Raw genomic sequence first — 24,923 nt, 5'->3', positions numbered from 1 at the left:
TAAAATAACCTGCTATTCCATTTGATATTTGTAATTTTAAGGCTTTATTGAGATAACTCGTATCGAATTTCCCATGGAGCATTTAATTTTAGCAAATGTAGAAATCCCTCTATTGTCTGACATTGTTGTCATTTTTGGCTTGGCCATGCTGGTTATCCTGCTATTTATGCGATTGAAATTGCCCACCATTATCGGGTATCTTCTCACTGGAGCCATAGCAGGGCCATATGGTTTGTCCCTTGTGGAAGCATCCACAGCTGTGGAAGTTCTTTCTGAAATAGGTGTCATCCTGTTGCTATTTGTAATTGGGATGGAATTTTCGCTGAAGAGCTTAATGGCTATAAAAAAGGCTGTTTTTATCGGTGGGTCTCTTCAGGTATTGCTAACTATAGGGTTTACTTCGCTTATCAGTTATTTGTTTGGCTTTGAATGGAACATTGCTGTTTTTTTTGGATTCCTTTTTGCGTTAAGTAGTACCGCCATCGTATTGAAACTCCTCCAAGAAGCGGGCCAAGTGAATACCATATCAGGAAGGACGACGTTGGCCATATTGATTTTCCAAGACATCATTATCGTTCCTTTTGTACTGTTCACTCCTATGCTGGCAGGTGAATCAGACAACATTCTGCTTTCATTGCTATATCTGGCATTAAAAGGAGGTTTGGTGATCGTGCTTACCATCTTAAGTGCCAAATACCTTATCCCCAAATTACTCTACAAGGTTGCCAAGACAAGAAACGAGGAATTATTTCTTTTGAGTATCATCGTGACTTGTTTTGCGGTAGCTTATGCCACCTCCTTGTTGGGATTGTCCCTGGGATTGGGTGCCTTTTTGGCCGGATTGATTATCAGTGAATCAGAGTACAGTCATCAGGCTACCGGAAAAATCCTTCCCTTTAGAGAAATCTTCCTTAGTTTCTTTTTTGTCTCCGTGGGCATGTTGTTTGATGTTACTTTTCTTTACGAACATATTTTTGTCATTCTTGGGTTAGTCCTACTTACTTTCGCAGGAAAATTTATTGCGGCCGCATTGGCAGTAAAGGCGATCGGAGCCAGTTTTAAGGAATCATTTATCGTCGGGTTTTCTATCTTTCAGGTGGGTGAATTTTCTCTATTATTAGCCAAGGAAGGATTGAAATATGAGTTGCTCGATCCAATCACCTACCAGTATTTTCTTGCCATTTCTATCCTGACAATGGCGGTAACACCCTTTGTGCTGAAAAGCCGGGAAAGTCTGGCAGGCAGAGTGCTCAATACTCCTCTTCCAACCAAAATCAAGGATAGGTTGGACCCCCAGGTGGAAGTGCCAATGGGAGAATTGGAAGAGGAAACATTGAGTGATCACCTTGTAATAATTGGCTACGGACTGAACGGACGCAACTTATCCAAGGCAGCCAAGAGTGCCCACATACCGTATGCGATTATTGAGATGAATCCGGAGACTGTCCGCACAGAAGCAGCAAATGGAGAACCGATCATCTTCGGAGATGCCGCAAATGGGACGGTGCTGGAGCACGTGAATATCCACAAAGCTCGGGTAGTCGTGATCGCTATTTCGAACAACGATGCTACCCGGGGCATAGTGGTAAACGTACGCAATTACAACCACAACAACTGCATTATTGTCCGTACCCGCTATGTTAACGAGATCGAATCACTCCTTCAGTTGGGAGCAGATGAGGTGATTCCAGAGGAGTTTGAGACATCCATAGAAATTTTCACGCGGGTGTTAGGTAAATATCTCGTACCCCGTAAAAGCATCGAGGAATTCACTGAGGATGTGCGCTCCCATGATTACGAGATGTTTCGCCATGCTTCGCGAGATAATGCGACCGGTATTGCATTGGACATTCCAGAGATAAATTTTGTAAGTATAAAAATTGAAAAAGACTCCGGACCCTACCTAGGCAAGCCTATCAAAGATGTAAATCTTCGGGAAAATGCAGGAGTTAATTTGGTGGCAATCAAACGGGAAGGCAACACGCAAACTGAAATAACGGGGGATACCAAGCTCAAATTGGGAGATGTGCTTTATTTAGTGGGACGAACAGAAGCTTTGGAGGCGTTTGAGAAAACGATTAGTGTGGATTAAATTGTTAATATCATGAGTTTAGACAACACCCCAAATACGACCTATAATCTCTTATAAACTCCCTGTAAACTCCGTAACAATTTTCACTATTAATTTAAAATCTCCTTTAACCCCCTATCCTCCTCCACTTTTTTCAGCAATTCCACAACATTCCCAACTTTCAGCTTTTTCATGATATTAAACCGGTGGGTTTCAATGGTCCGTATACTTTTGTTCAATTGCTCCGCTATTTCTTTGTTTCCAGTGCCCTGGTAAATTAATTTTAAAATCTCCTTTTCCCGTTTGGTTAGGTCATACGTCGCCTCTGAGGCCTGCCCTTCTGGGGTGTACGGCTTTTTTCCGTGCAAGTATGAATTTACAATGACATTGCTGATATCCCCACTGAAATATTTCCCTCCCTGAAAAACAGTCCGTATGGCTTTCAAAAACTCCTCTTTATTGGTATCCTTTAACAAATAGCCAGAAGCACCACTCTCAACGGCCTGTAGGATATATGCTTCGTCGTTGTGCATGGACAGAATCAGGGCTTTTGTCTTTTGGGAATATTCGGATAGCTTTTTGGTGGCCTCCAGTCCGTTCATTATCGGCATGCGGATATCTATAATCAACACATCTGGCTCGACTTCTCTCACCATCTCTAACGCCTGCATTCCATTAGAAGCTTCGCCGATTACTTTAATTTCAGTTTCGTTTTCAAGTAGCATCTTTATCCCGTTACGCACCACGATGTGGTCATCTGCCAATACTACCTTTATCTCTTCTATACTCATAGCTTATTGATCCAAGGGAATCTCTATACTCATCCGGGTTCCTTCGCCCGGAGACGTTTTTAGCTCAAATTGCCCGTTGACAAAATTAACCCTTTCTCTGATATTAAAAATACCATGGCCAGAAGCTTTGAAATGCCCCTCCTCCTTTAACTTCTGCATATCGAATCCTATCCCATCATCTATTATTTCCAAAAGCAAAAATTTGGAGTTATGGGAAAGGCTGATTCGGATTTCTTCGGCCTCGGAATATTTCACAGCGTTGTTTACGGCCTCCTGAACGATCCGGTAAATATTGTTTTCGATCTTCGGTTCCATTCTGGAGATAAACCCTGTCTTGTTTTCAAAAACCACCGGGATTTTAGAAATTTTCCCCATCTCTTCACTGAATTTGTGCAGTACCGCCGGAATCCCGTAATCGGACAGTGCCACAGGAGTGAGGTGAAAAGAAACCCTTCTAACTTCCTTGATCACATCTGCCACAAGCTTTTTTGAGACCTTTAGCCTATTCTCTTCCTGGAAAGTTTTTACATCCTTTATTCCTTCCAGACTGAATTTTAGTGCGGTCATATATTGCCCAATGCCGTCGTGAAGATCCCTTGATATGCGTTTCCGCTCTTCCTCCTGTCCCTCTAGTATTAATGCAGACCGATATTGTTGCTCCTTCAGCTTCTTATCCAACTTGTCTTTGTAAATTTCCTGGGACCGGGCTTGTGCTTCTTTTGCTTCTGTCTCATCGACTGAAATCAGCAAGAGTCCGACTACTTCGGAGGATGGCCCCAATGTTGGCACCAAATGTAACTTGAGCCAAACAAAATCTCCCTCCTCATTGACAAGCTTCAAATCTCCCTGCCAGGTTTTTCCTTCAAGCACCAACTGTCTGATTTGGCTTACAAATCTGGACTCATATCCTTGCTTTTCCAGCCAGTCGAAAAAATTAGCCGGCTTTTGCGATTCAAATTCCATGATTAGGGAGAATTTATCCGCAAAAAATGTAAAATTCCCTTCGGGAGTACAGGAGGCAAAAAGGGTTAAGTCTTCCAATTCCACCTCCACTGCCGATAGATCCAAGTATGATTTTTCCAGCGACTCATATAAAGCAGACAACTCCAAGGCAAGGGATCTTGCCTTGGATTCCTTTGCCGCCAACTCCTCAAAATTCTGTATGACCAACTTGGCCGATGGCCAAAAGAAAAACCGAACCTCCAGAAAAATAAATATAAGCACCACCCCAAAAAGAAACAGTTCCATTTCCCGAAGACGGGCAATTTTGAGTTGTGCTTCCCGGTCAAATTCATCAACTATCTGATCCATACCTTCCAAAAAAGAAGATTCATGACTTAAAATCCGGTTTAAGGCTATATCTGATTGATTTGAAGGGACCCCGTCAGGAAAGGTTAAAAGAGCGTTTCCGCCAGCAACTATCTCCTCAAAATCCCCTTGAATTTGTTGAAAAAGTCCCCTTATTTTAGAATTAAAGGTGCCCTTGATTCCAATTTCAGCATCCCCTTCCAAAAGTGCCCGGTGGGCGTGGGTCCATGCTGTCAAACTTTCCCTTAGTTCTTCCCTATACCTAACAACTAATTGACTATCATTGGATTGGGTAAGAAGAATTGCCGATTTGGTAATTCGCTGACTTAACATCCGTTGTCTGCCCGAGAGGTTTACCTCTATCGAGTCACTTTCCTGTTGGGAAATGTAAAATTGCAGCAGTACCTGACTAATTACTATGGTTAAAGCAATGGCTGACAGGGCAATAAGATAACGCCAGCGAAGGTCTTCAAAACGCTTTATACCGGAATCAGTGGTTGAATTAGACATATCCTAAGGTGAAGAAAATAAAGTTACGTAAATCCACTTAGAAAAAAAGCGATTTACGTAACAAGTTAGTTTGGGAGCGTAAAAATAGAAGGGTGATCAACCCGTAAGTCCTACCAAAGGAGGAAAATCGATTTCTATTTATTTCGCTAATAATGGCTGTCAAATCCAACGAAGACGAAACCGTCTTCTACTTTCACCGGATAGGTGGTGATGGTACATTCATCGCCGTTTAGGTTTTTTCCGTCCTTTAGGGAAAAGGTCTTTTTGTGAAACGGGCAGGCTACTTTGGGTTCATTTTCGCAAGAGCCGATCATGCCCCTAGATAAGATCATCTGCATCTTATGCGGACAAAGATTTTGACAGGCGTACCATTCTCCTCTTCTTGTAAAATTAAAGACGGCAATCTGCAAGTCTTTGTATTTGACACAAGCCCCCCCGTTTTCCGGAAAAGCATTCGTGGCTGCCGCTTTGAACCAAAAGATATCTGATGACAATTCGGCCTTTTTGTACTTTTCGATTTCTGCTAACATAAGATGCTGGATGAATTATTCTATTGATTTGTTAGTAATCTTTTCTAGTCGGTATTTGAAATACACGGGTCTTCTTTCTAATACTAAGGGTATGCTTCGCAGTTTTAACCAGCCCAACCCACCGGGATTTTTTGTCCCCTCATGGGTCCAAAAGCGACCTGGGGATCCGGCTCCTCCACATTTACAAAATGCTTAAACTTTGCACGTAGTTCGGGATTATTTACTACTTCCTTCCATTCGCAGGCATAGGTGTCTATCATAAATGCCATTTCCCTTTCCAATTCCGCTCCTATGCCCAGACAGTCATTGACTATAACATCACGCAGGTAATCAATGCCCCCCTCCATTTTATTGAGCCAGGTGGCGGTCCGGTTGAGAGGCTCAGCAGTCTTGATGTAAAACATAAGAAAGCGGTCGATATAACTAAGGCAAGTATCAGTGTCTAAGTCATTGGCCAGTAGAATGGTTTGCTGGGGCTTGGATCCTCCATTGCCACAGACATACAGGTTCCACCCCTTCTCGGTGGCGATGATGCCAAAATCCTTGCTTTGTGCTTCGGCACATTCACGGGTGCATCCTGATACCCCACCTTTTAGCTTATGTGGGGAGCGAAGGCCTCTATATCGCTCTTCTACCTGGATGGCGAAAGAAACCGAATCCTGTACCCCATATCGGCACCAGGTAGAACCCACGCAGCTTTTTACGGTACGCAGTGATTTTCCATAGGCATGTCCACTTTCAAACCCTGCATTGATCAACTCTTCCCATATATCCGGCAAATGATCCACACGTGCTCCAAACAAGTCAATCCGCTGGCCTCCGGTAATCTTGGTGTACAAGCCATATTTTTGGGCAACTTGTCCGATTACAATTAATTTTTCGGGTGTGATCTCACCCCCAGGAATTCGTGGAACTACTGAATAGGTACCGCCTTTCTGGATATTAGCCAGAAAACGGTCATTGGTATCTTGGATGGTATCTTGTTTGGTGATCAGTTCATTCCATGTACTTGCCAAAATAGAAGCCACCAGCGGCTTACAGGTTTCACACCCGTCGCCATGCCCAAATTCATCCAACAGCGAATCATAACTTCTGATCCCCTTAATCTTTACCAGATCCAGCAGTTCTTGTCGGGAGTAGTCAAAATGTTCACATATCACATTTTTGACCACCTTACCCATGGATTTTAACTCCACCATAAGCAGGTCATTAATTAAGGGAAGGCAACCCCCACAGCCTGTTCCCGCTTTAGTACAGGTCTTCAACGCACCTATTTCCGTTGCGCCTGCCTGTATGGAGCCACATAGATCGGCCTTGGTCACGTTTTCGCAGGAGCATACTTGTGCGGTCGCAGGAAGATTTTCAACGCCCATGCCGTTCGATCCGCCCTTATCTCCTCTGGCACCTAAAATCAGGTCTTCCGGTTCTGGAGGTAAGGGCATATCGTTTTGTACCATCTGCAACAGCATGTTGTAAGTAGATGAATCACCTACCAACACACCACCCAGCAGTCTCTTTCCATCTGAAGAAATATTGATCCGCTTATAGATGCCTTTATCTTTGTTTTCATAGACGATGGATCTAGACGGCTCCAACTCACCGAGCGCATCCCCAAAGCTGGCAACCTCCACCCCTATTAATTTTAATTTGGTGGACATATCAAAGCCCATAAAGGGTTTGGCCTTTTGTTGAGTCAATTGATTGACTACCTGTGCCGCCATTTCATATCCTGGGGCAACTAGCCCATAGACCATGCCTGCACATGATGCGGCTTCACCTATGGCGAATATTGAAGGATCGCAGGTTTGCAGGAATTCATTGACGACAAAACCTCCCCTGGGTGCGGTTTCCAATCCTGCTCCAGCCCCCAATTCATCCCTCGACCGGATTCCGGCGGAAATCACAAGCATATCTACATCCAAACTGTTTCCATCCACAAACTCCAACCCAGCCAGTTTACCATTTCCCTTAATGGCGCTTGTCTGCTTATTGAGGTGTATGGTTATTCCCAGCTCTTCCAATTTCGCCTGCAAAATACCCGCTCCACTTTCATCCAGTTGACGGGGCATCAGCCGGGAGGCAAATTCTACCACATGGGTCTGAAGACCCATATCCATTACGGCCTTGGCGGCTTCCAAACCCAACAAGCCCCCGCCTAAAACGGCCGCTGACCTGACCTGCTTCCCGAAGCTTTTCATGGCATCCAGATCCTCTAAAGTTCTATATACAAACACGCCCTTCTTTTCCACTCCAGCAATCTGGGGAACAAACGCCGACGAACCAGTAGCTAAAACCAGGTAATCGTACTCCATTATGTTTCCCAAATGACTATGCACACATTTTTTAGCCCGATCTATTTGCACGATCAATTCCTTGGTCCTCAGATCGATTCCATTGTCGGTATACCAAGAAAGCGGTGCCATCAGCAAATCGGCAGCTTTCGAACCTGAAAAATAAGCACTCAAATGCACCCGGTCATAGGCCGGCCAAGGTTCCTCCCCGAATACAGTTACCTTAAAACGTCTATCTGGGTCCGCAGCCATCAATTTCTCACAAAACTTATAGCCAACCATTCCATTCCCGATTACGATTACCTTTTGCATAGTATATCCCGTTCTTTTATATTTTCCTCGCTGAACATATTCTCGTCAGAGAATCAATATTCTTGAGTACAATTACTTATTTAATAGGCGCAAGTTAAAAATTATTTTTTAATAACGTACGTATTATTACGTGTTTTTACTTAATTTTATTGAATAAAATACTTAATATTAAATTAATGGATACTTATTCAAGATTAACACTTGTGGGCGCTGGACCGGGAGATCCCGAATTAATAACCCTAAAAGGCGTCAAGGCACTGGAAAGTGCGGATGTAGTGCTTTACGATGCGCTGGCCAACCCCGATTTACTGATACATGCACCAGAAACTGCTTTACGTATTTACGTAGGAAAGCGTGCGGGAATGCATGAAAAGCAGCAGGATGAAATCAACCGGATGATCGTAGGATACGCCAAGACAATGGGGCATGTGGTACGCCTTAAAGGAGGCGATGCGTTTGTATTTGGCCGGGGGCATGAGGAATTGGAGTATGCTGCCAGTCATGGGGTACCCGGCGAATATGTGCCCGGAATTAGCAGTGCCTTCGCCGTGCCAGGTCTTGCCGGATTTCCACTTACAAAAAGAGGCTGCAACGAAAGCGTCACAATTGTTACGGGAACCTTAAAGAATGGTAGCCTTTCAGACGAAATTCAAACGGCCGCTCGGGGAAATTCCACAGTAGTGATTTTAATGGGAACCCGAAAACTGAATGCGATAACGGAGATCTTTAAAAAGGAAAGGGGGTCGGAAGAGCCTATAGCCCTGATTCAAAATGGATCTAGAGCCGACGAGAAAACCCTGGTCGGTACTGTGTCTGACATAAAGGAAAAACTAAAAGCTGATCCCATTTATGCACCAGCTATTATAATTATAGGAATGGTAGTCCGGGAAAGGCAACTACTTGCGAAAGTGATGTCATCGGCGGATGACCTTCAGCGTTCATTTTGATGATTTGTGATAATATTCGCTAAATTTGATCTAAGCTTAAAGATACGCCATGGAAAAGGACAGATTTCACCGGATATTGGAAGATATAGATCGAATAAACGCCGAGGATCCCCATTTGGAGAAAAAGGGAGACACGGAAGTACCCAAAGAATTGCTTTACGGACAGCGCATGTCTACTATGCTGTTGGAATTTGAGCCACAGGCTTCAGAAGTGTTGCGCATAGCGGTGCGGGCCCAGCATATCAAGCGATGGAGCGTTCCAAGGGAAAGTTACCCCATGGACAGAAAAGGCTATCTGCTTTGGCGCACAGATTTGAAAAAGTTTCATGGACAACTTACCGGGGAACTTATGGCAAAAAATAGGTATCCTGAGGAAGATATAAAGCGTGTGGACGACCTAATCAACAAAAGAAGGCTAAAAACAGATCCCGAGGCCCAATGCTTGGAAGATGTGGTTTGCTTGGTTTTTTTGAAATATTACTTTGATGACTTTATTGCAAAGCATAAGGACGAGGAAGAAAAAATCGTAGAAATCGTCCGCAAGACCTGGAGTAAGATGTCAAAAAAGGGCCACGAGGCGGCGATGTTGATGGAACATTCCGGGAAGGCGTTGAAATTGATTGGAAAAGCATTAGTGGACTGATAAATTAATTACGAATTAAAAATTACGAATTACGGAGGCTTTGTTAATTAGGAATGAAAAATCACGAATTACGGGGGCTGATTTAAATTACGAATTAAAAATGACGAATTACGGGGTGTTGTTAATTACGAATTAGAAATTACGAATTACGGATGAAAAATGACAATGTGGTTCAGCAGAAGTCTTTTGCACTTGCGATAAGAATAGTGAATGTCTATAAACAGCTCACTTCTGAGAAGAAAGAATTTGTAATGTCAAAACAACTACTACGTTCGGGAACAGGCATTTGAGCAAATATTGAGGAATCTATTGGGGGTCAATCAAAAAAGGATTTCCTTGCCAAAATCAGTATATCCTATAAAGAGGCAAGAGAAACCATTTATTAGCTTAAACTCCTTCAAGCTACTGAATATCTATCACAAGAAGAAGCTTCCAGTCTTTTGCAGGATACGGAAGAAATTTGTAAAATCCTCGCTAAAATCCAAATCACACTGAAAAAACAATTACAAACTACGAAGGATTAATTACGGAATTAGCAATAGTAAAACAAGAATTAAAAATTACGAATTACGAATTACGGAATTGGCAAGAATAAATTGAGAATTACGGATTATGGAGGTAGCGGTGATTTCATCGTTCGGAACGGTCTTCACCTAGGAAACGTGGGGATTTTAGACCGTATCTCGCTCGGTTGGGAAAAGTTTGAACCAAAGTATAACCCTTCTCGCAATCTGTAAGCGCCCCATGTTTCTAAAGTGCTGTAGCAACGTATTTAATTCCCAATATCAACTAGTACATCGGGTCTCACTTGAGTCAAAGCAATTTCAAAGTAAAAGTTTTCTAAGTCTTGAATTGTCATCTGATGTCTTACATGAAATGAGAAATAGAAGCGCAAGAAGCTTTATCGTTGTCTTAATATATTGCACACCGCGTAATTAATACTGCCGTAATTTTTAATTCGTAATTCGTAATTGATACAGTCGTAATTTCTAATTTTTAATTGATCCTCCTAAACCCCGACTTCGGGCTTTCACAAACCGAACAAGCATAATCAGCCGGCAAACTCAAAAATTCCGTGCCCGCCATGATCCCAGCACCTGGATCTCCGATTTTTTCATCGTAGATGGTAAGGCAGGAAGAGCATTGGTACTTGAGGGATTTCCGCTCGGGCAGTTCCTTTTTCCCGGTGTTAACCTTTTTTTTTGCGGCCAACTGATCATAGTAGGTGTAACTCAACTGAAGAAGTAGCGTGGGAATGGTCTCCAAAGCCACTCCTTTAACATAATAAAAATATTCGGACAGGTTGGGGTTGAAGTCTTTGGAGTACAGGATATTAAAACTATCCGGGTCTTTTGTCTCCATTTTTGCATTCCGCTCAACCACAATTGAAGTGAAGGGAACCATATGCGAAGTCTTGACCGAGAAGGAAAGCCCATAGGTACTAATATCCATTTTGTCCAGTGCCCGAACCAAATAATTTTTTATTTCCAGCGCTTCATCATCCAATACAGGCAGGTGCCAGTTTAATTCCAGCGAACTGTGTCGGATATTTATCCCATATTTTCCCAACAGCTTCTCCCAGCTCATCCGATCCTTTTCTTCGATTCCCCTGACGATTAGGGATTTCCACGGAGTAATACTTAGCTTTCCGATATTGGTATCGATGCAGAGTGCACACAGGGCTTTTAGAAAATTCACTGTAAATTTATTATTTCTCCAATACAATCCCAGCCAATATTTTCCGCCGGCTACCCGATTCATCCCCTCATAGTATGGCGACGTCGATTCAGGGTACTTCAATTCCTGATCTTTTGGCCGGGTATTCAATTCAAGACCTTCAATAGCCCGATGATATATTTCGGCATAAGTTATATTGGATTTCAACGGATCAAGCTGCTCTATTGCTTTGGCCAACTTGGAAAAGTCATAGCTAAAAATAAGTTCGGGAGCACACCAAGGCTTTTGGTCTATTTCAGAAAATCGGAGAAAAAGGTACCAATAGTTTTCATGGGAAGAGGCTATAAAATTTAAGTTTCCCGTAAAGAGTGGAACCAAGTTCTGGACCGGATCCACTATATTGATCTTCAACTTGGGCTTATAGTCAAAGGTATCCAGCATATAATGGTAAATATGCGAAGCCAGCCAATGCGTAGTGGGCATCACATCCAAAGCGGTATAAGAACTTACGATATTTTGGTAAGACTCCCCATCTGTATCGTAGGCTGTCTGAATGGAGGAAAACGTCTCTTCAAGCACTTCGGTGTTCTTTTCCCGAAGGGGAAAAAGAATATCCTGTCTGGAACCCAAATGCAGGTAGGTAGTCCCTAGGGAGGAAGCGGTAAGAATGATCTTCTGAAAGTCGCCCGGTGAAATGATCCCTCCCTTAACGAAGACCCTGACGAGTTCGGATTTTTGAACAGGAAGATTGAGTGAATCGGACATACGGATTTCGTTGGATAAATTTTTAAGAGACATAGTTATTTCGAAAGCCCACTTGGTAAAACTACAAACTCGGTTCTAATTTACAGCTTTCTGTCAATACCTGTTTGATTTCGGGTTTACAACTGCCACAACCCAAGCCTGCACCGGTCCGCTGACATAGTTCCCTGAAGTCCGTGACTCCTTTTTCAATATGCTTTTCCAGGTTACCAATTCCTACGTTACCGCAAGAACATACCAGCCGACCCATAACTGACTCCTGCGTGGATTTTCCGCGAAGCAGCTCCTGACGTTTATCCGATAACTCTATCTTTTCTTCGATAAGATTTTTGAATTCTGCAAACTCCGTCTTGTCCCCCATCAAAATGGCCCCAACTAATTTATCCTTGTGTACGATACATTTTTTGTAAAACATCTGGGAAGTATCCATCAGCAAGATCTCCTCAAACCCCTCCGCATTGGCGGGAATTTCAGGCATGCCTATAGAACAAAGATCCAAATCGGCGAATTTGAGAATATTCATGGAAACCGTTCCTTTGTAGACACTAAGTTGGTCGCCGTTGATATACCTTGCCGCTATGTCGGCTTGCTGCTCGGCGGCGGCGGTGATTCCGTTTACCCTTCCATCGAACTCCGCTATTTCACCCATGGCAAAAATGGAGGAATCCGAAGTTTGCAGGTAATCGTTTACTTTTACCCCCATTCCGCATTCCACACCTGCGGATTTTGCAAGTTCGATGTTAGGCCGGGTACCAATGGCATAGACCACGGCGTTACAGGCCACTGTTGTTCCACTTTTGAGATAGGCCGTGATCTTCAAATCATCCGGATCTTGGATTAGCCGATCCACTTGGTTATTGAGATAAAGGTTTACCTCCATCTCTTCCATCTTGGTGCGCAACAAGGCACTGGAGACAGGGTCAAGTTGCCTTTCCATTAGGCGGGAGGCCAATTGAATTACAGTAACTTGGATATCCACTTCCCTTAAGGAGGCCGCGAGTTCCAGTCCCAGCAGACCTCCACCAACAATCATCACATGCCCCTTCCCACCCAAATAGTCAACCAGACCATCGGCGTTGTCCCTGTTTCTCATGGTAAAAACGCCGGGAAGGTGCATGGGGGCATCCGGGGGAATAAAGGCCCTGCTCCCGGTTGCCATGACTAAAATGTCGTAATGGTGAACTTTTCCGTGGTCATCCACTACTTGTTTAGTGGATCTGTCAATGGCCGCAATGCCATTTTCCACGGATAATTGGATATCCAAAAATTCCATTTCACCAACCTTGAATTTCTGCAAATCTTCCCAAGTCTTGTGTTGGCAGACATAGTCAGGAAGGAGCACCCGGTTGTAAAAAGGGTGTTTTTCTTTGGAAAATACCTGAATTTCATCCGTTTGATTGAGCTCCCTGTATGTTTGGATAAACCGATAGGCAGCCGCTCCGGCGCCGATGATAAGGACCTTTTGGTGGGGCTTTTTAAATTTGGCAACTTGGACAGCCGAAAACTTAAAGTCGGGCTGTTTGGATATGGGGTCAATGGCATGTCCGGTAAGGTTATTGGCCTTAGCAAAATCCGATCCTAGCATCCTCCCCCAGTGCATGGGCAAGAAGACAACTCCTCTTCGAATCGTATCGGTTAATTTCGCATGAACTTTTACATCTCCTCGATACCCTGTAACTACAACTGTATCCCCATCATTAATATCCCGTTCCATGGCATCATCAGGATGTATTTCCAGAAAAGGTTTGGGCAGATGTTGGCCCAGCTTGCTGACTTTCCCCGTCCGGGTCATCGTATGCCATTGATCCCGAACCCTTCCAGTGGTAAGAATCAGCGGGAAGTCGGGGGAGGTTTGCTCCGAGGAGAGTTGAGCCTGACAGGTTTTGATTTGGGCACGTTGATTCGGTGTATAGAATTTTTTGTCCGTAAATAGTCTTGGTGTTGATTGCTTATTTTGCTGGGTAAAGGGCCATTGGACCGTACCCTGGAACTGCAAATGGGCATAATCCAACCCGGAAATATCCAGTGAAGTCCCCGCAGTCAAAGCGGCATGCTCGGCAAACACTTCGCTCATTGATTCGTACTCGAATCCCGAAAAATTCATCTCCCTAGCAAATTGGATCAATATTTCCGCATCGGGCAAGGCTTCTCCCGGTGCGTCAGTAATTTTATTTAGGTACGAAATCCTTCTTTCCGAATTGGTCATTGTACCTTCCTTTTCCGCCCATCCGGCAGCCGGAAGGACCAAATCCGCAAACGGGATTGCCTCATTTTTTGAAGATATGTCTTGGACGACTACAAATTTGGCGTTCTTCAAGGCCCTTCTTACCCGTGAAGCATCTGGAAGGCTAACCAATGGATTCGTACAAATTATCCAAATGGCTTTCAATCGACCACTTTCCAAGGCTTCGATCATTTGAGTTGCCGTAAGCCCTGGCTTTGCGGACAGTTCCTCCACTCCCCAAAAATCCGCCACTTCCTTTCTTTGGGCTGGGTCGGACAATTTGCGGTGAGCGGATAGCATGGTAGCCATGCCGCCCACTTCCCTTCCCCCCATGGCATTGGGCTGTCCTGTCAGGGAAAATGGCCCGGCACCCGGTTTTCCAATTTGGCCGGTAATCAGATTAAGATCTATCAAAGCTAGGTTTTTGTTAACCCCATCCGCACTCTGATTGAGGCCCATGGCCCACAGGCTAAGAAAACCCTTAGAGGTGCCGATATAGCTGGCTGCTAAGCGGATATCCTCTTCCCTAACCCCGCAAATCTGCGCTGCCTCTTGGATCGTTTTACCAAAAACCTCGTCCCGGTAAGCTTCAAATCCATCCGTATGGCCCTGTATAAATTCCACATCTATATCGCCATTCTCAATCAAAGAGCGTCCTATGGCTTGATACAACACGGTATCCGTTCCCGGCAGAAGCTGCAAATGAAGGTCTGCCACCGAACAGGTTTGGGTTTTGCGTGGGTCCACCACTACGATTTTGACAGAAGGATTCAGCTCCTTATGCTTTTCTATCCTTCTCCAAAGAATGGGGTGACACCAAGCCGGATTGGCACCGGCAACCAGAAAACAATCCGCCAATTCAATATCCTCATAAGAAATAGGAACCGCATCTTCTCCTAGGGTGAGGGTATAACCCATTACGGCAGAACTCATGCAAAGCCTGGAATTCGTGTCCAGGTTATTTGTTTTCAAATACCCTTTCACCAACTTATTCACCAGGTAATATTCCTCCGTCAGGCATTGACCGGATACATAAAACCCAACGGAATCGGATCCGAAATTAGAACTCATAGCTTTGAAGACGGCAGCGGCCCGCTTCAAGGCCGTTCCCCAATCGACTTTTTCCAATTCGTGGCCCTTTCCCCAACGCATCTGAGGATAAAGTAAACGATCCGAGGTATCCTCCACAACGTAATGCAGGTTCATCCCTTTAGAGCAAAGCATGCCTTTATTGACCGGGTGTTCAGGGTCCCCTTCCACAGTAAGCTTTCCCTTGGTGTCCCTGTGAATAAGAATTCCACATCCGACACCGCAGTAAGAGCAGGTACTTTTTACTTTTTGTGCTTTCATAGTTGCGTCAGGAATTTGGTTCGGGCGTCGAGAAATGATTAAATGACAAAGGAGTTATTTTCCCATTACGTAAGCGGGTTGTAATGCTTGGTTTTTTTCCTCCAAAGAGGCCTCAAGATCTGCGGCGGCGGATTTTTCGTCGGCAGGAGAAAAGCGGACCAGTAAGGATGAAACGGAAACCACAGTAACCGCAATTCCAAGAATACCCAATGCCTGAGGATAGCTCAGGCTCTCCATTTTGAAAAGAAATCCGGCCATTACGGCGCCGGCATTACCTCCGGCTCCCACAATACCGGAAACGGTCCCCATGGCTTTCTTATTGACAAATGGCACTACGGCAAAAGTGGCTCCCTCCGCCATTTGAACGAAGAGGCTAAAAACAATCATTACCCCTATTGCCAGTGGCAATAGGCTGATTTGGGAAAAACACATCAAGGATATACCTTCCAAAAATAACACACCGCCCATCAGCATTACCCGGCCTTTTAAGCCCCATTTTAATCCGGCTTTGTCTCCAAAAAAACCGCCAAGTGAGCGGGCAAAAAGGTTCATCAAACCAAACAATCCGGCAATCAGGCCTGCGGTCTTTACATCCAGTCTAAAATAATCGTGAAAATAAATCGCCGCCACATTGTTTATCGTCAACTCAACGCCGAAGCATGCACCGTAAATCAGAAACAGTGCCCATACCCGCTTGTCTTTTAACGCTTTTTTAAATGCACCTTTGCTTTTCTTGTCTTCACCTTTCCCTTTGGCTTTTAATTCTTTCATATTCCCCTCAGGTAGGTCTGTTGTAAATTTATAATACATGACCCCGCAAATAAGCATGGCTATTCCCGGAATGACCATGGCATATCTCCAAGCCTCTTTCTCCAAAAATCCCAGCGATACGAACAAAGCAAAAAGCATTGGCATTACCATTTGGGTAACCCCTCCACCCAGATTGCCCCATCCAGCTGTTGTTGCATTGGCAGTCCCCACAACATTGGGGGCAAACATCAATGACGTGTGGTATTGGGTCACCACAAAGCCAGCACCGATTGCACCGATAAGGAGTCTAAAAATCAAAAAGGACTCGTAGCTGTTACTTAATCCGATCAACATAACCGGAATGGCTCCCAAGATCAACAAGTACGTATATGTGATACGGGGTCCGATTCTGTCAAGCAGCCATCCGATGCCCAAACGGGCAATTACGGTAATGGCCACAGAGGCGATAATGATGTTCCCAATTTGGGATTTGGTAAGGAGTAATTCCTCCCTGACGACTGCCATCAGCGGAGCAATGCCAAACCACCCGAAAAAACACAGGAAAAACGCCATCCAAGACATATGGAAAGCCCGCATCTGTGGTGTTTTGAAATTAAATAGGTCGATTGAAGTTGCTTTTTTTGCCAAGTTTTTCATAGTAAGAAGGATTTTGGTAGAAAGAAGGCTACTTTGGGTTTAAAGCTTTTTGGTTAACACCCGAAATGTACGTAAAAGTTTTTGATACTACGTATTTTAAATACGTATTTTTACTTATTATTTAATTTTAAAAATCGGTTTGCCTAGAAAATTGGCACGAAAATCCGTCAAAACAATTATTTAATCTAAAATGAGCAGTTGAGATTTTACGTAAATATTGGAGCAAAAGGTCAAAAAATTAACCCGCAAATACCTTAACAAGGTAAAAAAATACTAAGAATCCGGTGTATCCATATCCTATTACTATAAAATAGCGTGCACTCGATTTCGTAGTTCGGGAACTACCACCTCCTCAAACCACGGATTTTTCTTCTGCCAAATTTTATTTCTAGGGGATGGATGGACTAGCGGGAAAAATCTAGGTAAGAAGGCTTCATATTTCCTTACTGTAGCGGTAAGGGTTGGTTCCTTTTCTTTCCCCAAATAGTACTTCTGGGCATATTGCCCAATTAATAAAACCAGTTCGATCTGAGGCATTTCATTCAAAACCTGTGCGTGCCAAGTTGGGGCACATTCTATTCGAGGAGGGAGGTCCCCACTCTTTCCCCTTCCCGGATAGCATAAACCCATGGGCATGATCCCGAAGTAATCCGTGTCATAAAAAGTATCTGCACCCACATCCAACCACCTTCTCAGTTCTTTCCCACTCAGGTCGTCCCAAGGAATTCCGGAAGCATGCACCTTAGTCCCGGGAGCTTGACCGACGACCAATATTTTACTTGCGGAACTTACCCGGATTACAGGCTTGGGGCCCAGAGGTAGATGGGAAGCGCAAAGGGTACAGGATCGGATTTGGGATAACAGGTCTCGCATTTAGAGTAATTAATTAATACGGAGAAATCATAAATTTCCTTCGGCACATCTTCCGTTCCGATGAAATTGATATTTTTATCCAGCAAACCTCTTACCTAATTGATAAAAAGTCAAATTAAATTTTCAGGATCGGTGATTAGTAATTGATGGATAATTTGAATAAGATTTCCAAAAATAATCCTGTGATTGTGCATTGTCAAAGTGGGGCAAGGGCGGCAATAGCCCATTTCATCCTTATAGCCAATGGCTTCGACAATGTGAAAAGCTTTGCTGGCGGATGGGTTGATTGAAGTGAATCGGTAGAAGTATATCATTAGATCAATAATAATTCTAATACTGATATGAAAAATCTGCGTTTTAAACAAAGGCCGATTTTTTTTGGTGACATTTGAATGAGCAAAACCCTAAACCTAACTTGGGCAAAAGGGCATATACCTTGTAACTTCTTTTTGCACAGGGAAGATAAGTTTAAGTAAAGAGAAAAAGCAGATGAGGGCATATATTAAAAAATTCAAGAATTATTGGGAATCAGACGCATCCTTCATTTCGTTGCTGGTTATGTTGGTTATAACTGTATTTGTGTTGCCGATTATGATTGATAGCGAGAGGGAAAACACCCTCTTTTTGAACTTCATGTTTATCGGCCTTTTTTTTATCGGTACTTTCTCTTCCAGAGAACGCACTATCACCATCGCCTCCATTACGATGCTGGTTGTTCACCTTGGGCTACGGCTTATTCGGTTCAGTGACAGCCCCTATGAATATTACTTAATGGAGCGAGTTGTCATAGTAATCAATTTGCTGCTTTTTATCTTTATTAATATCCGACTTTTATTTCGGGATTATCAGGTGAATGCCCATCGTATCATCGGAGCTATTAATGTTTATCTTTCCGTTGCCATGGCCGGGGCTTTTGGGTTTGAGATTATCCATTTGATTCTTGGTGGTTCCATAGAAGGAAATATAGAATTACTTGGAGGGGATCAGGATTATGGTAATTATATCTACTACAGCCTTACTAATTTAAGTACTGTGGGATATGGAGATTTGTATGCGGTGAATATACAGGCAAAAATGCTATCCGTTTTTCTTTCGGTTGTTGGAATTCTCTATCCCGCAGTAATCATTGCCAAGCTAATATCTTTCAAAGCCCCTTAAATTTTGGAATGAAAAAACAATCTGTCTAAATTAAATTTGGAACTTTCATAGAAGGTTATATTAGCTATATTGGCGTAAAGATTGTAATTTGAATTAGCCAGTGCAAAAACGATCTGCTGTGCTTTAAAATTTTCATTTCAACCTATTTAAGCCACCATGGAATTGGATGATATCCGAAAGGAACTGGAGTCAATGGAATCCAAGCTAGTAACAGCCGCAGAAAACCTTAATTATATTTTGGCTGAGGTACGTCCGACACATCAGACATCAGCCACAAATTTGATAAAATATTTAGCCTTCAGAAAAAACGACAGGCGTGAGCTGCAATTGGCTTTGCATACCCACGGACTTTCGGCACTGTCCAATGCTGAGAGCCATATCCATCGTCAGATTCAGGCCGTGCGTGAACGATTGGGACACAATTATTCAGAAAAAGAAATTTCGGATTGTAATCTCTTGAATTCAAAAGCCATTTTAGACAAGAACAGCCGAAACCTATTCTCACAAAAAGACTTACCACAAATGCCCTATTTGATGGTAACCTTGGACTCAGAAATAGCCGCTGATACGGAAAAAATGAAGAACTTTCTGCGGGCGGGAATGAATGTGGCCCGCATCAATTGCGCTCATGAGGAGGAAAAGTCCTGGAGTAAGATCATAGAAACAATCAAAGTGGCTGAAATAGCTACTGGGCTGGCATGCAAAATCTACATGGATATGGCCGGACCAAAAATTCGGACACAGTTTTTAGGCAGGCAAATGGGGAAGAAAAAAATTTCCATTGCCGAAAATGACCTTTTTTATTTGGCGGCCACCCGGGAAAACTTCAATTCAAATGAAACGGTTGTCAGTCCCAATGAATTGGCAATTCTTCCCTACCTGAAAGTAGGGGAACGGGTTTTTGTTGATGATGGAAATCTTTACGGTATAATAGAAACATCGGAACCTAGGGGTATTGGGGTCCGTGTACGCAAGATATTTTCAAAGAAAAAACGGATAAAAACTGATAAGGGTATTAATTTCCCCGACAGCAAGATTAAAATCTCTTCATTGACGGAATATGACCTTTTGGCTTTGCCATTTATTCTGGAGCATGCTGACATGATAGGTTATTCATTTGTCAACAAGCCAAAGGATATCCAACAACTGAGAGATGAAATGGCAAAAATCACCAGCAAACCTCTTCCCATCATACTTAAAATAGAAACATTGCTTTCTTTTCAAAACCTACCGGGCTTGTTGTTGGAGGGCATGAAAGATCCGCAGGTTGGGGTCATGATTGCCCGAGGAGACTTGGCTGTGGAAATGGGGTTTGAAAAAATGGCGGAAATCCAGGAAGAAATTTTGTCTATCTGTGAGGCAGCACACACTCCGGTAATCTGGGCAACCCAAGTGCTTGAAAACCTACACAAATCCGGCATTGCTACCCGCTCAGAAATAACTGATGCAGGTCAGGCTGCTTTAGCTGAGTGTATTATGATCAATAAGGGCCCCAACACGGCAGAAGTCCTGCGGATCTTAAAAGAAATAATCCAACGAGCCGCAACTCAGCGAATAAAGAAACGTTTTGTCTTTCACGAACTGCAAATAGCAAGCAGGTTTTTCTCGAAGTTGGTGAATTAAATGGTCGGGATTTTGAATCAAAGTTCCGCTTAAAATAATTCTTTTCTATGAACAAAAAACTAGTAGTAATCGGAGGCGACGCCGCGGGAATGAGCGCAGCATCAAAGGTTAGGAGGGAGAACCCAGATTGGGAAATTGTGGTTTTTGAGAGAAGCCCTCATACTTCATATGCGGCATGTGGCATCCCATACTATATTGCTGACCAAGTAAAAAACAGCGACTCACTCATCGCCCGAACCCCGGAAACATTTATTAAAAAATATAATATACAGGCAAAGGTCAATCACGAGGTACTCCAAATCGATCCGAAAAAATCCAGCATTTTAGTAAGAAACCTTTTGAATGGTGTCGAATTTTGGGAGATCTATGACGAGCTATTGATAGCCACTGGAGCCGCACCCATTCGTCCTGATTTACCAAAAATAAATTCCGCAGGAGTATTTTCCATCTCTACCTTACAAAGCGGTATAGAAGCTAGGACTTATATGGACGAGAATAGACCAAATAAAGCGATCATCGTGGGTGGGGGATATGTGGGGATAGAGATGGCGGAAGCACTGCTTGACCGTCATATGGAAGTAACGTTAATCGACAGATCGAGTCAGTTGATGCAGACATTGGACCCGGAAATGGCGAAAATTTTAGAAGATTACATGCGGGAAAAAGGGGTCATCGTTCGTGTGGGCGAATCACTGGTCAACATTTACGCAGACGAAAAAGGCAATGTGATGAAGGTTGGAACCGATAAAAAAAATCTGGATGCAGAAGTGGTCATATTAGGCATTGGAATTACTCCACGATCTAATTTAGCTAAAGAGGCTGGTATCGAACTTGGTGAAGCCGGAGCTATTTTGGTTAATCGCCTGATGCAAACATCTATAAAACACATCTGGGCTGCTGGAGATTGTGCCACTTCCTACCACATTTTAAAAGAAGCGGAAACTTTTCGTGCCTTGGGCACCATCGCCAACAAACAAGGATTGTTTGCCGGAAGCAATATAAGTGGGAAGGAAATGGAATTCCCGGGTGTGCTCGGTACGGCTATTTCTAAATTCCAGGACCTGGAAATTGCACGAACCGGCCTCTCAGAATCTGAGGCCAAAGAAATGAATCTGGATTATGTGGCCACAACTATCAAAAGCAGCAATTTTGCCAGCTACTATCCCGGAAGTGCCCCCATTCATGTCAAATTGCTCGCCAGAAAGGATAATAAACGCCTAATTGGCTGTCAGATAGTGGGGTTTGAAGGCTCAGCCAAGCGTATTGACACCATTGCGGCAGCAATCATGGGCAAGCTTACTCCCTTTGATTTGGCATTTTCGGATTTGTCCTATGCGCCTCCTTTTTCGGGTGTTTGGGACGCTGTTCAGATTGCGGCAAGAAGACTGCTCTAACACCAACTATTTTGATGTCAGTACATTGATCTTTAAACGAAAAAATTAGAATAACTTTAGCTTTTTAGTTTTCCAGATGTTATTTTTACTATAATAGCTTTTGGAACAAAAATTAGAAGTTATGAAATCCAATTATCTAATAGGGGGATGCCTTATTTTGCTATCATGCAATGCCTCACAGCAGCAGACTGCCGATAGTTCGTTTACCCTCTTAGTAAATGATTCAATACAGGTCAATTACGTGGGCATGCTGGATTTGATGGATATTGCCCCCAATCAGGAGCGGATTTTATTTCATAACATGCAAAACGGAGTTATTTTATTAACGGATTTTGAGGGTAACCATTTACAAGAAATGGAAAAGCGGGGTGATTCCAAAGACAGCTATGGACCTTACCCCTGGCTGCCAGCCCGTTTTTTGGAAAATGGAAATTTCTTTATGATCGGCCTTAAAGGGTATCAGGAATTTTTCCCAAACGGTGAACTTGTCAAACAAATCCCTTACCAAACCACAGATGTACCTAATTTAGGAGGAAGAGCTGCCGCCGATAACGAGTTCGCCATGCACGAGGACATAGTTATAATCCGAGCTATAACTGCATGGGGGGAGTTCAATAAAGCAGAACCGGAATATTATGACAGCTTTCTTCAGTTGGCTAAAATTTCACCTCAAGAGGGGAAATTTGAAAGGTTTCTTCACTTGGAACAAGAGAGCCTGTTCAAAAATGGGAGGGCATATGATGTGACGGAGATGATGCCTAGCTTTACCACACATAGCAACAAATTATATGTGATTTCAGGAACGGACCCGCATTTAAACATTTACGACATAAATGAAGGGTTTAAAAGGATTAACAGAAAGCCAATAGCATACCTTAACTATTATGCCGGTGAAGGAAAGGAGCCTGCAAAGGCAGATGTAAGAGGAATTTCATTAGATCACGCGGCAGGCAAAACTCATGCGTTGAAAACATATGGAGATTATTTGATTGCTACCTATTTCGCAGGGTTTGACTTTTCTGATAGGGAAGAATATAAAAATCTAACCAATGAATCTTACAGAGCCTTTTTTGAAAAGATCGAAGGGAAATACCCCATTCGATTGCATGTCATGGATTTGGAGGGAAATTCGCTGGCAGACTTTGAGCTGTCCAAACAGCTTGATTATCGTCAATTTTTGATCAAAGATGGAAAAATGTGGTTCCTGTCAAAATTCAACCAAGAAAAGGAGGAGGACTTTGTTATAATTTATGAGGTAGAGCTCGTTGCTGAATAATACCTCAATCTCCATAAAATATAAAGAAGGGCAAAACCATTCGACAGAATCAATATACTAAACTATTTTCCCTTTTGCGGAAATACCCGTACCTTGCGTGTCCGCAAATCTTAACAAAAAAATAGCATGAGGATCTGGTTTCTGTGTAAAGTAAAATACGCCAAAGAAAATGAGCAGGGATTGCTCAAAAATGTTTCCGAGCAGTATCTGGTAGATGCCGTTTCTTTTACCGAAGCTGAAGCGAGGATTTACGACATGCTTGGGTCGGTGATCCGTGGAGATTTTCAAGTTACCAACATCAGCAAAAGTAATTTTGTCGATGTGTTTTTTTATGAAGACATCGATGTTTGGCACAAGTGCAAGATCACCTATATCGTGGCGGATGCAGATAGCGGTAAGGAGAAAAAAGTAACCCAGTTTATGTTGGTCACAGCCCATAATGTCAAAGAAGCGTATGACCGAATTTATGAGAGTCTAAATAATATGCTGGTATCTTTCAACGTCCCTGAAGTTGTTGAAAGTCCAATAGTGGAGATTTTTCCCTATGAAAAAGATGATGACCTGAACCCACCAATTCCCGATAATTTACGGCCATTGGAAGAAACTGAAAGTAAAGAGTAGGTGGATATGGGAGGTAAACACCTAATAATCAGCTCCTAATAAAATTCATAACAACCAATATGATTTAATAAACAAATCCTTTACTGCGTTGTTTTTAGGTTAGTTTAATTTTCACTTAAGCTAAGGCAGTATTATATAAGTTAGAGTTTTCAATATTGATTTTAAAATGCCGATCACATTATAAAAAAAGTTGAAAATAGACATTTTATTGTAATACAAGTTTTTATTTTTAACTTTGAATTCAATTCAGTTGTTAAAAATATGAAAAGTTTTCTTGTATTAGTTATACTATTTTTTGGATTTTCCCTACATTCTTTCGCCCAGCATGACCGATCACACAGGTTGGGATTTGGATTGGGCCCTTCCGTGTTGTATGGAAATGGTGGAATTTACCGCGAATTTAAATTTAATGTATTGCCAGTAGCTACTGTTGATTTTAGTTATGTTTTACATCCATTTTTCGATATTAAGGCAACAATGGGCTGGCAAATGATGGACGGTGGGGACTACTACAATGAGGGTCGTAAAGAAACGATTTCCCGGGGAGGATTTCCTTACGGTTTTAAAGGTAATTTATTTTTTGCTGATATCATGCCAATTTATCATTTTAACCCCGATCAAAGCGGATATCTCCCTTCCCTAATCAAAGTTTATACGGGTATTGGACTTGGATTTTTTCATTCTCAACGTACCGATGAACGATACATATTTAATGACTCAGGTAGAGAAAATCAATCCTATTCTGCTTCAGGATCTCACTTTTATATCCCATTTAGACTAGGTATCTTTAAGTCCATAAAGAAGAATACAGGGGAAATCGGGCTAGAAGGTACTATGCTGTTTAGCCCGTTCGGGGAATTTGACGGAGATGAATTGAACATTAGAACGATTAAGATGGATATTGCAACCCAATTTCAATTTTATTATCGGATTCCTTTAAGCAATTAATAAATCGAACAGGAGTCAGGTCAAAATATCTAAATTATAGTTGACTAACATTCTCATTTAATGGGATTGTTGGTCAACCAGCCTATGAAGGCTCCGGACATTTGCAGATTAATCGGATTTTCAAGCGTTAGCTGAACCTGTACAAAAGGTATTAATCTCTGTTTTCTGATACGGTTTTCTATTGTATCTTTTTTTAATATTTTTCAA

At 42.8% G+C, this 24,923-nt stretch carries 18 protein-coding genes and 1 pseudogene; 11 read left to right on the top strand and 8 right to left on the bottom strand.

All coding sequences use genetic code 11. The annotated features are described in order from the left end of the window. Positions 1–73: 73 nt before the first annotated feature. Complete coding sequence (locus FQ608_RS15620; protein WP_158859172.1) at positions 74–2,092, top strand: cation:proton antiporter; 2,019 nt, start codon at positions 74–76, stop codon at positions 2,090–2,092. Positions 2,093–2,181: 89 nt separating this feature from the next. Here the strand turns inward: FQ608_RS15620 and FQ608_RS15615 are convergent, their stop codons facing one another. The 4 genes from FQ608_RS15615 to nirB form a co-directional block, all read right to left on the bottom strand. Beyond that, positions 2,182–2,856, bottom strand: coding sequence for a response regulator transcription factor (locus tag FQ608_RS15615; protein ID WP_158859282.1), 675 nt, complete (start codon positions 2,854–2,856; stop codon positions 2,182–2,184). Positions 2,857–2,865: 9 nt separating this feature from the next. After that, positions 2,866–4,680 carry a sensor histidine kinase gene (locus FQ608_RS15610; protein WP_158859171.1) on the bottom strand — a complete coding sequence of 605 codons (1,815 nt, stop codon included), beginning with the start codon at positions 4,678–4,680 and terminating at the stop codon, positions 2,866–2,868. A 146-nt stretch (positions 4,681–4,826) separates the two neighbouring features. After that, entirely contained in the window at positions 4,827–5,210 is a 384-nt protein-coding gene (nirD, locus tag FQ608_RS15605) for a nitrite reductase small subunit NirD (RefSeq protein ID WP_158859170.1), read from the bottom strand. 104 nt (positions 5,211–5,314) lie between these two features. Continuing rightward, the gene (gene nirB, locus FQ608_RS15600) at positions 5,315–7,813 is read right to left on the bottom strand and encodes a nitrite reductase large subunit NirB (protein ID WP_158859169.1); all 2,499 of its coding nucleotides are present in this window, start codon (positions 7,811–7,813) and stop codon (positions 5,315–5,317) included. Positions 7,814–7,989: 176 nt separating this feature from the next. On the opposite strand from nirB, the gene cobA reads away from it, so the two are divergent. The 3 genes and pseudogenes from cobA (at position 7,990) to FQ608_RS27900 (ending at position 9,789) form a co-directional block, all read left to right on the top strand. After that, positions 7,990–8,760 carry a uroporphyrinogen-III C-methyltransferase gene (cobA, locus tag FQ608_RS15595; protein WP_158859168.1) on the top strand — a complete coding sequence of 257 codons (771 nt, stop codon included), beginning with the start codon at positions 7,990–7,992 and terminating at the stop codon, positions 8,758–8,760. A 49-nt stretch (positions 8,761–8,809) separates the two neighbouring features. Continuing rightward, positions 8,810–9,403 (top strand): DUF4202 domain-containing protein, encoded by a 594-nt coding sequence (locus FQ608_RS15590; protein ID WP_158859167.1) that lies wholly within the window; start codon positions 8,810–8,812, stop codon positions 9,401–9,403. Positions 9,404–9,555: 152 nt separating this feature from the next. Beyond that, positions 9,556–9,789, top strand: a pseudogene (locus FQ608_RS27900) (four helix bundle protein). Positions 9,790–10,399: 610 nt separating this feature from the next. Here FQ608_RS27900 and FQ608_RS15580 read toward each other — a convergent pair. The 4 genes from FQ608_RS15580 to FQ608_RS15565 all read right to left on the bottom strand — a co-directional run bounded on the left by FQ608_RS15580 (position 10,400) and on the right by FQ608_RS15565 (position 17,696). Next, positions 10,400–11,878, bottom strand: a complete 1,479-nt coding sequence (locus FQ608_RS15580) for a rubredoxin domain-containing protein (protein ID WP_158859166.1) — start codon at positions 11,876–11,878, stop codon at positions 10,400–10,402. 28 nt (positions 11,879–11,906) lie between these two features. Continuing rightward, the gene (locus FQ608_RS15575) at positions 11,907–15,416 is read right to left on the bottom strand and encodes a nitrate reductase (protein WP_158859165.1); all 3,510 of its coding nucleotides are present in this window, start codon (positions 15,414–15,416) and stop codon (positions 11,907–11,909) included. Positions 15,417–15,470: 54 nt separating this feature from the next. Next, on the bottom strand, positions 15,471–16,823 hold the full coding sequence (locus FQ608_RS15570) for an MFS transporter (RefSeq protein ID WP_158859164.1): 1,353 nt from the start codon (positions 16,821–16,823) through the stop codon (positions 15,471–15,473). 303 nt (positions 16,824–17,126) lie between these two features. Then, on the bottom strand, positions 17,127–17,696 hold the full coding sequence (locus FQ608_RS15565; RefSeq protein ID WP_158859163.1) for a uracil-DNA glycosylase family protein: 570 nt from the start codon (positions 17,694–17,696) through the stop codon (positions 17,127–17,129). Between the two features lie 146 nt (positions 17,697–17,842). Between FQ608_RS15565 and FQ608_RS27790 the strand changes: the two genes are divergently transcribed. The 7 genes from FQ608_RS27790 (at position 17,843) to FQ608_RS15530 (ending at position 24,716) form a co-directional block, all read left to right on the top strand. Continuing rightward, positions 17,843–17,986, top strand: a complete 144-nt coding sequence (locus FQ608_RS27790; RefSeq protein WP_158859162.1) for a rhodanese-like domain-containing protein — start codon at positions 17,843–17,845, stop codon at positions 17,984–17,986. 199 nt (positions 17,987–18,185) lie between these two features. Beyond that, entirely contained in the window at positions 18,186–18,854 is a 669-nt protein-coding gene (locus FQ608_RS15555; protein ID WP_158859161.1) for a potassium channel family protein, read from the top strand. Positions 18,855–19,010: 156 nt separating this feature from the next. Beyond that, a complete protein-coding gene (locus FQ608_RS15550) occupies positions 19,011–20,477 on the top strand; it encodes a pyruvate kinase (RefSeq protein WP_158859160.1) in 1,467 nt (488 codons plus the stop codon). Positions 20,478–20,524: 47 nt separating this feature from the next. Then, positions 20,525–21,871: a CoA-disulfide reductase gene (locus FQ608_RS15545; RefSeq protein WP_158859159.1), complete on the top strand. Its 1,347-nt coding sequence runs from the start codon at positions 20,525–20,527 to the stop codon at positions 21,869–21,871. A gap of 121 nt (positions 21,872–21,992) precedes the next feature. Further along, positions 21,993–23,147, top strand: coding sequence for a hypothetical protein (locus tag FQ608_RS15540; protein WP_158859158.1), 1,155 nt, complete (start codon positions 21,993–21,995; stop codon positions 23,145–23,147). A 126-nt stretch (positions 23,148–23,273) separates the two neighbouring features. After that, on the top strand, positions 23,274–23,768 hold the full coding sequence (locus tag FQ608_RS15535; protein ID WP_158859157.1) for a DUF4494 domain-containing protein: 495 nt from the start codon (positions 23,274–23,276) through the stop codon (positions 23,766–23,768). 261 nt (positions 23,769–24,029) lie between these two features. Next, positions 24,030–24,716, top strand: a complete 687-nt coding sequence (locus tag FQ608_RS15530) for a hypothetical protein (protein ID WP_158859156.1) — start codon at positions 24,030–24,032, stop codon at positions 24,714–24,716. Positions 24,717–24,923 lie beyond the last annotated feature (207 nt).

The organism is Lunatibacter salilacus (genome assembly GCF_009797935.1).
Classification (GTDB): domain Bacteria; phylum Bacteroidota; class Bacteroidia; order Cytophagales; family Cyclobacteriaceae; genus Lunatibacter; species Lunatibacter salilacus.
Note: the sequence above shows the minus strand (reverse complement) of the source record. Positions and strands in the feature narration are given on the sequence as shown.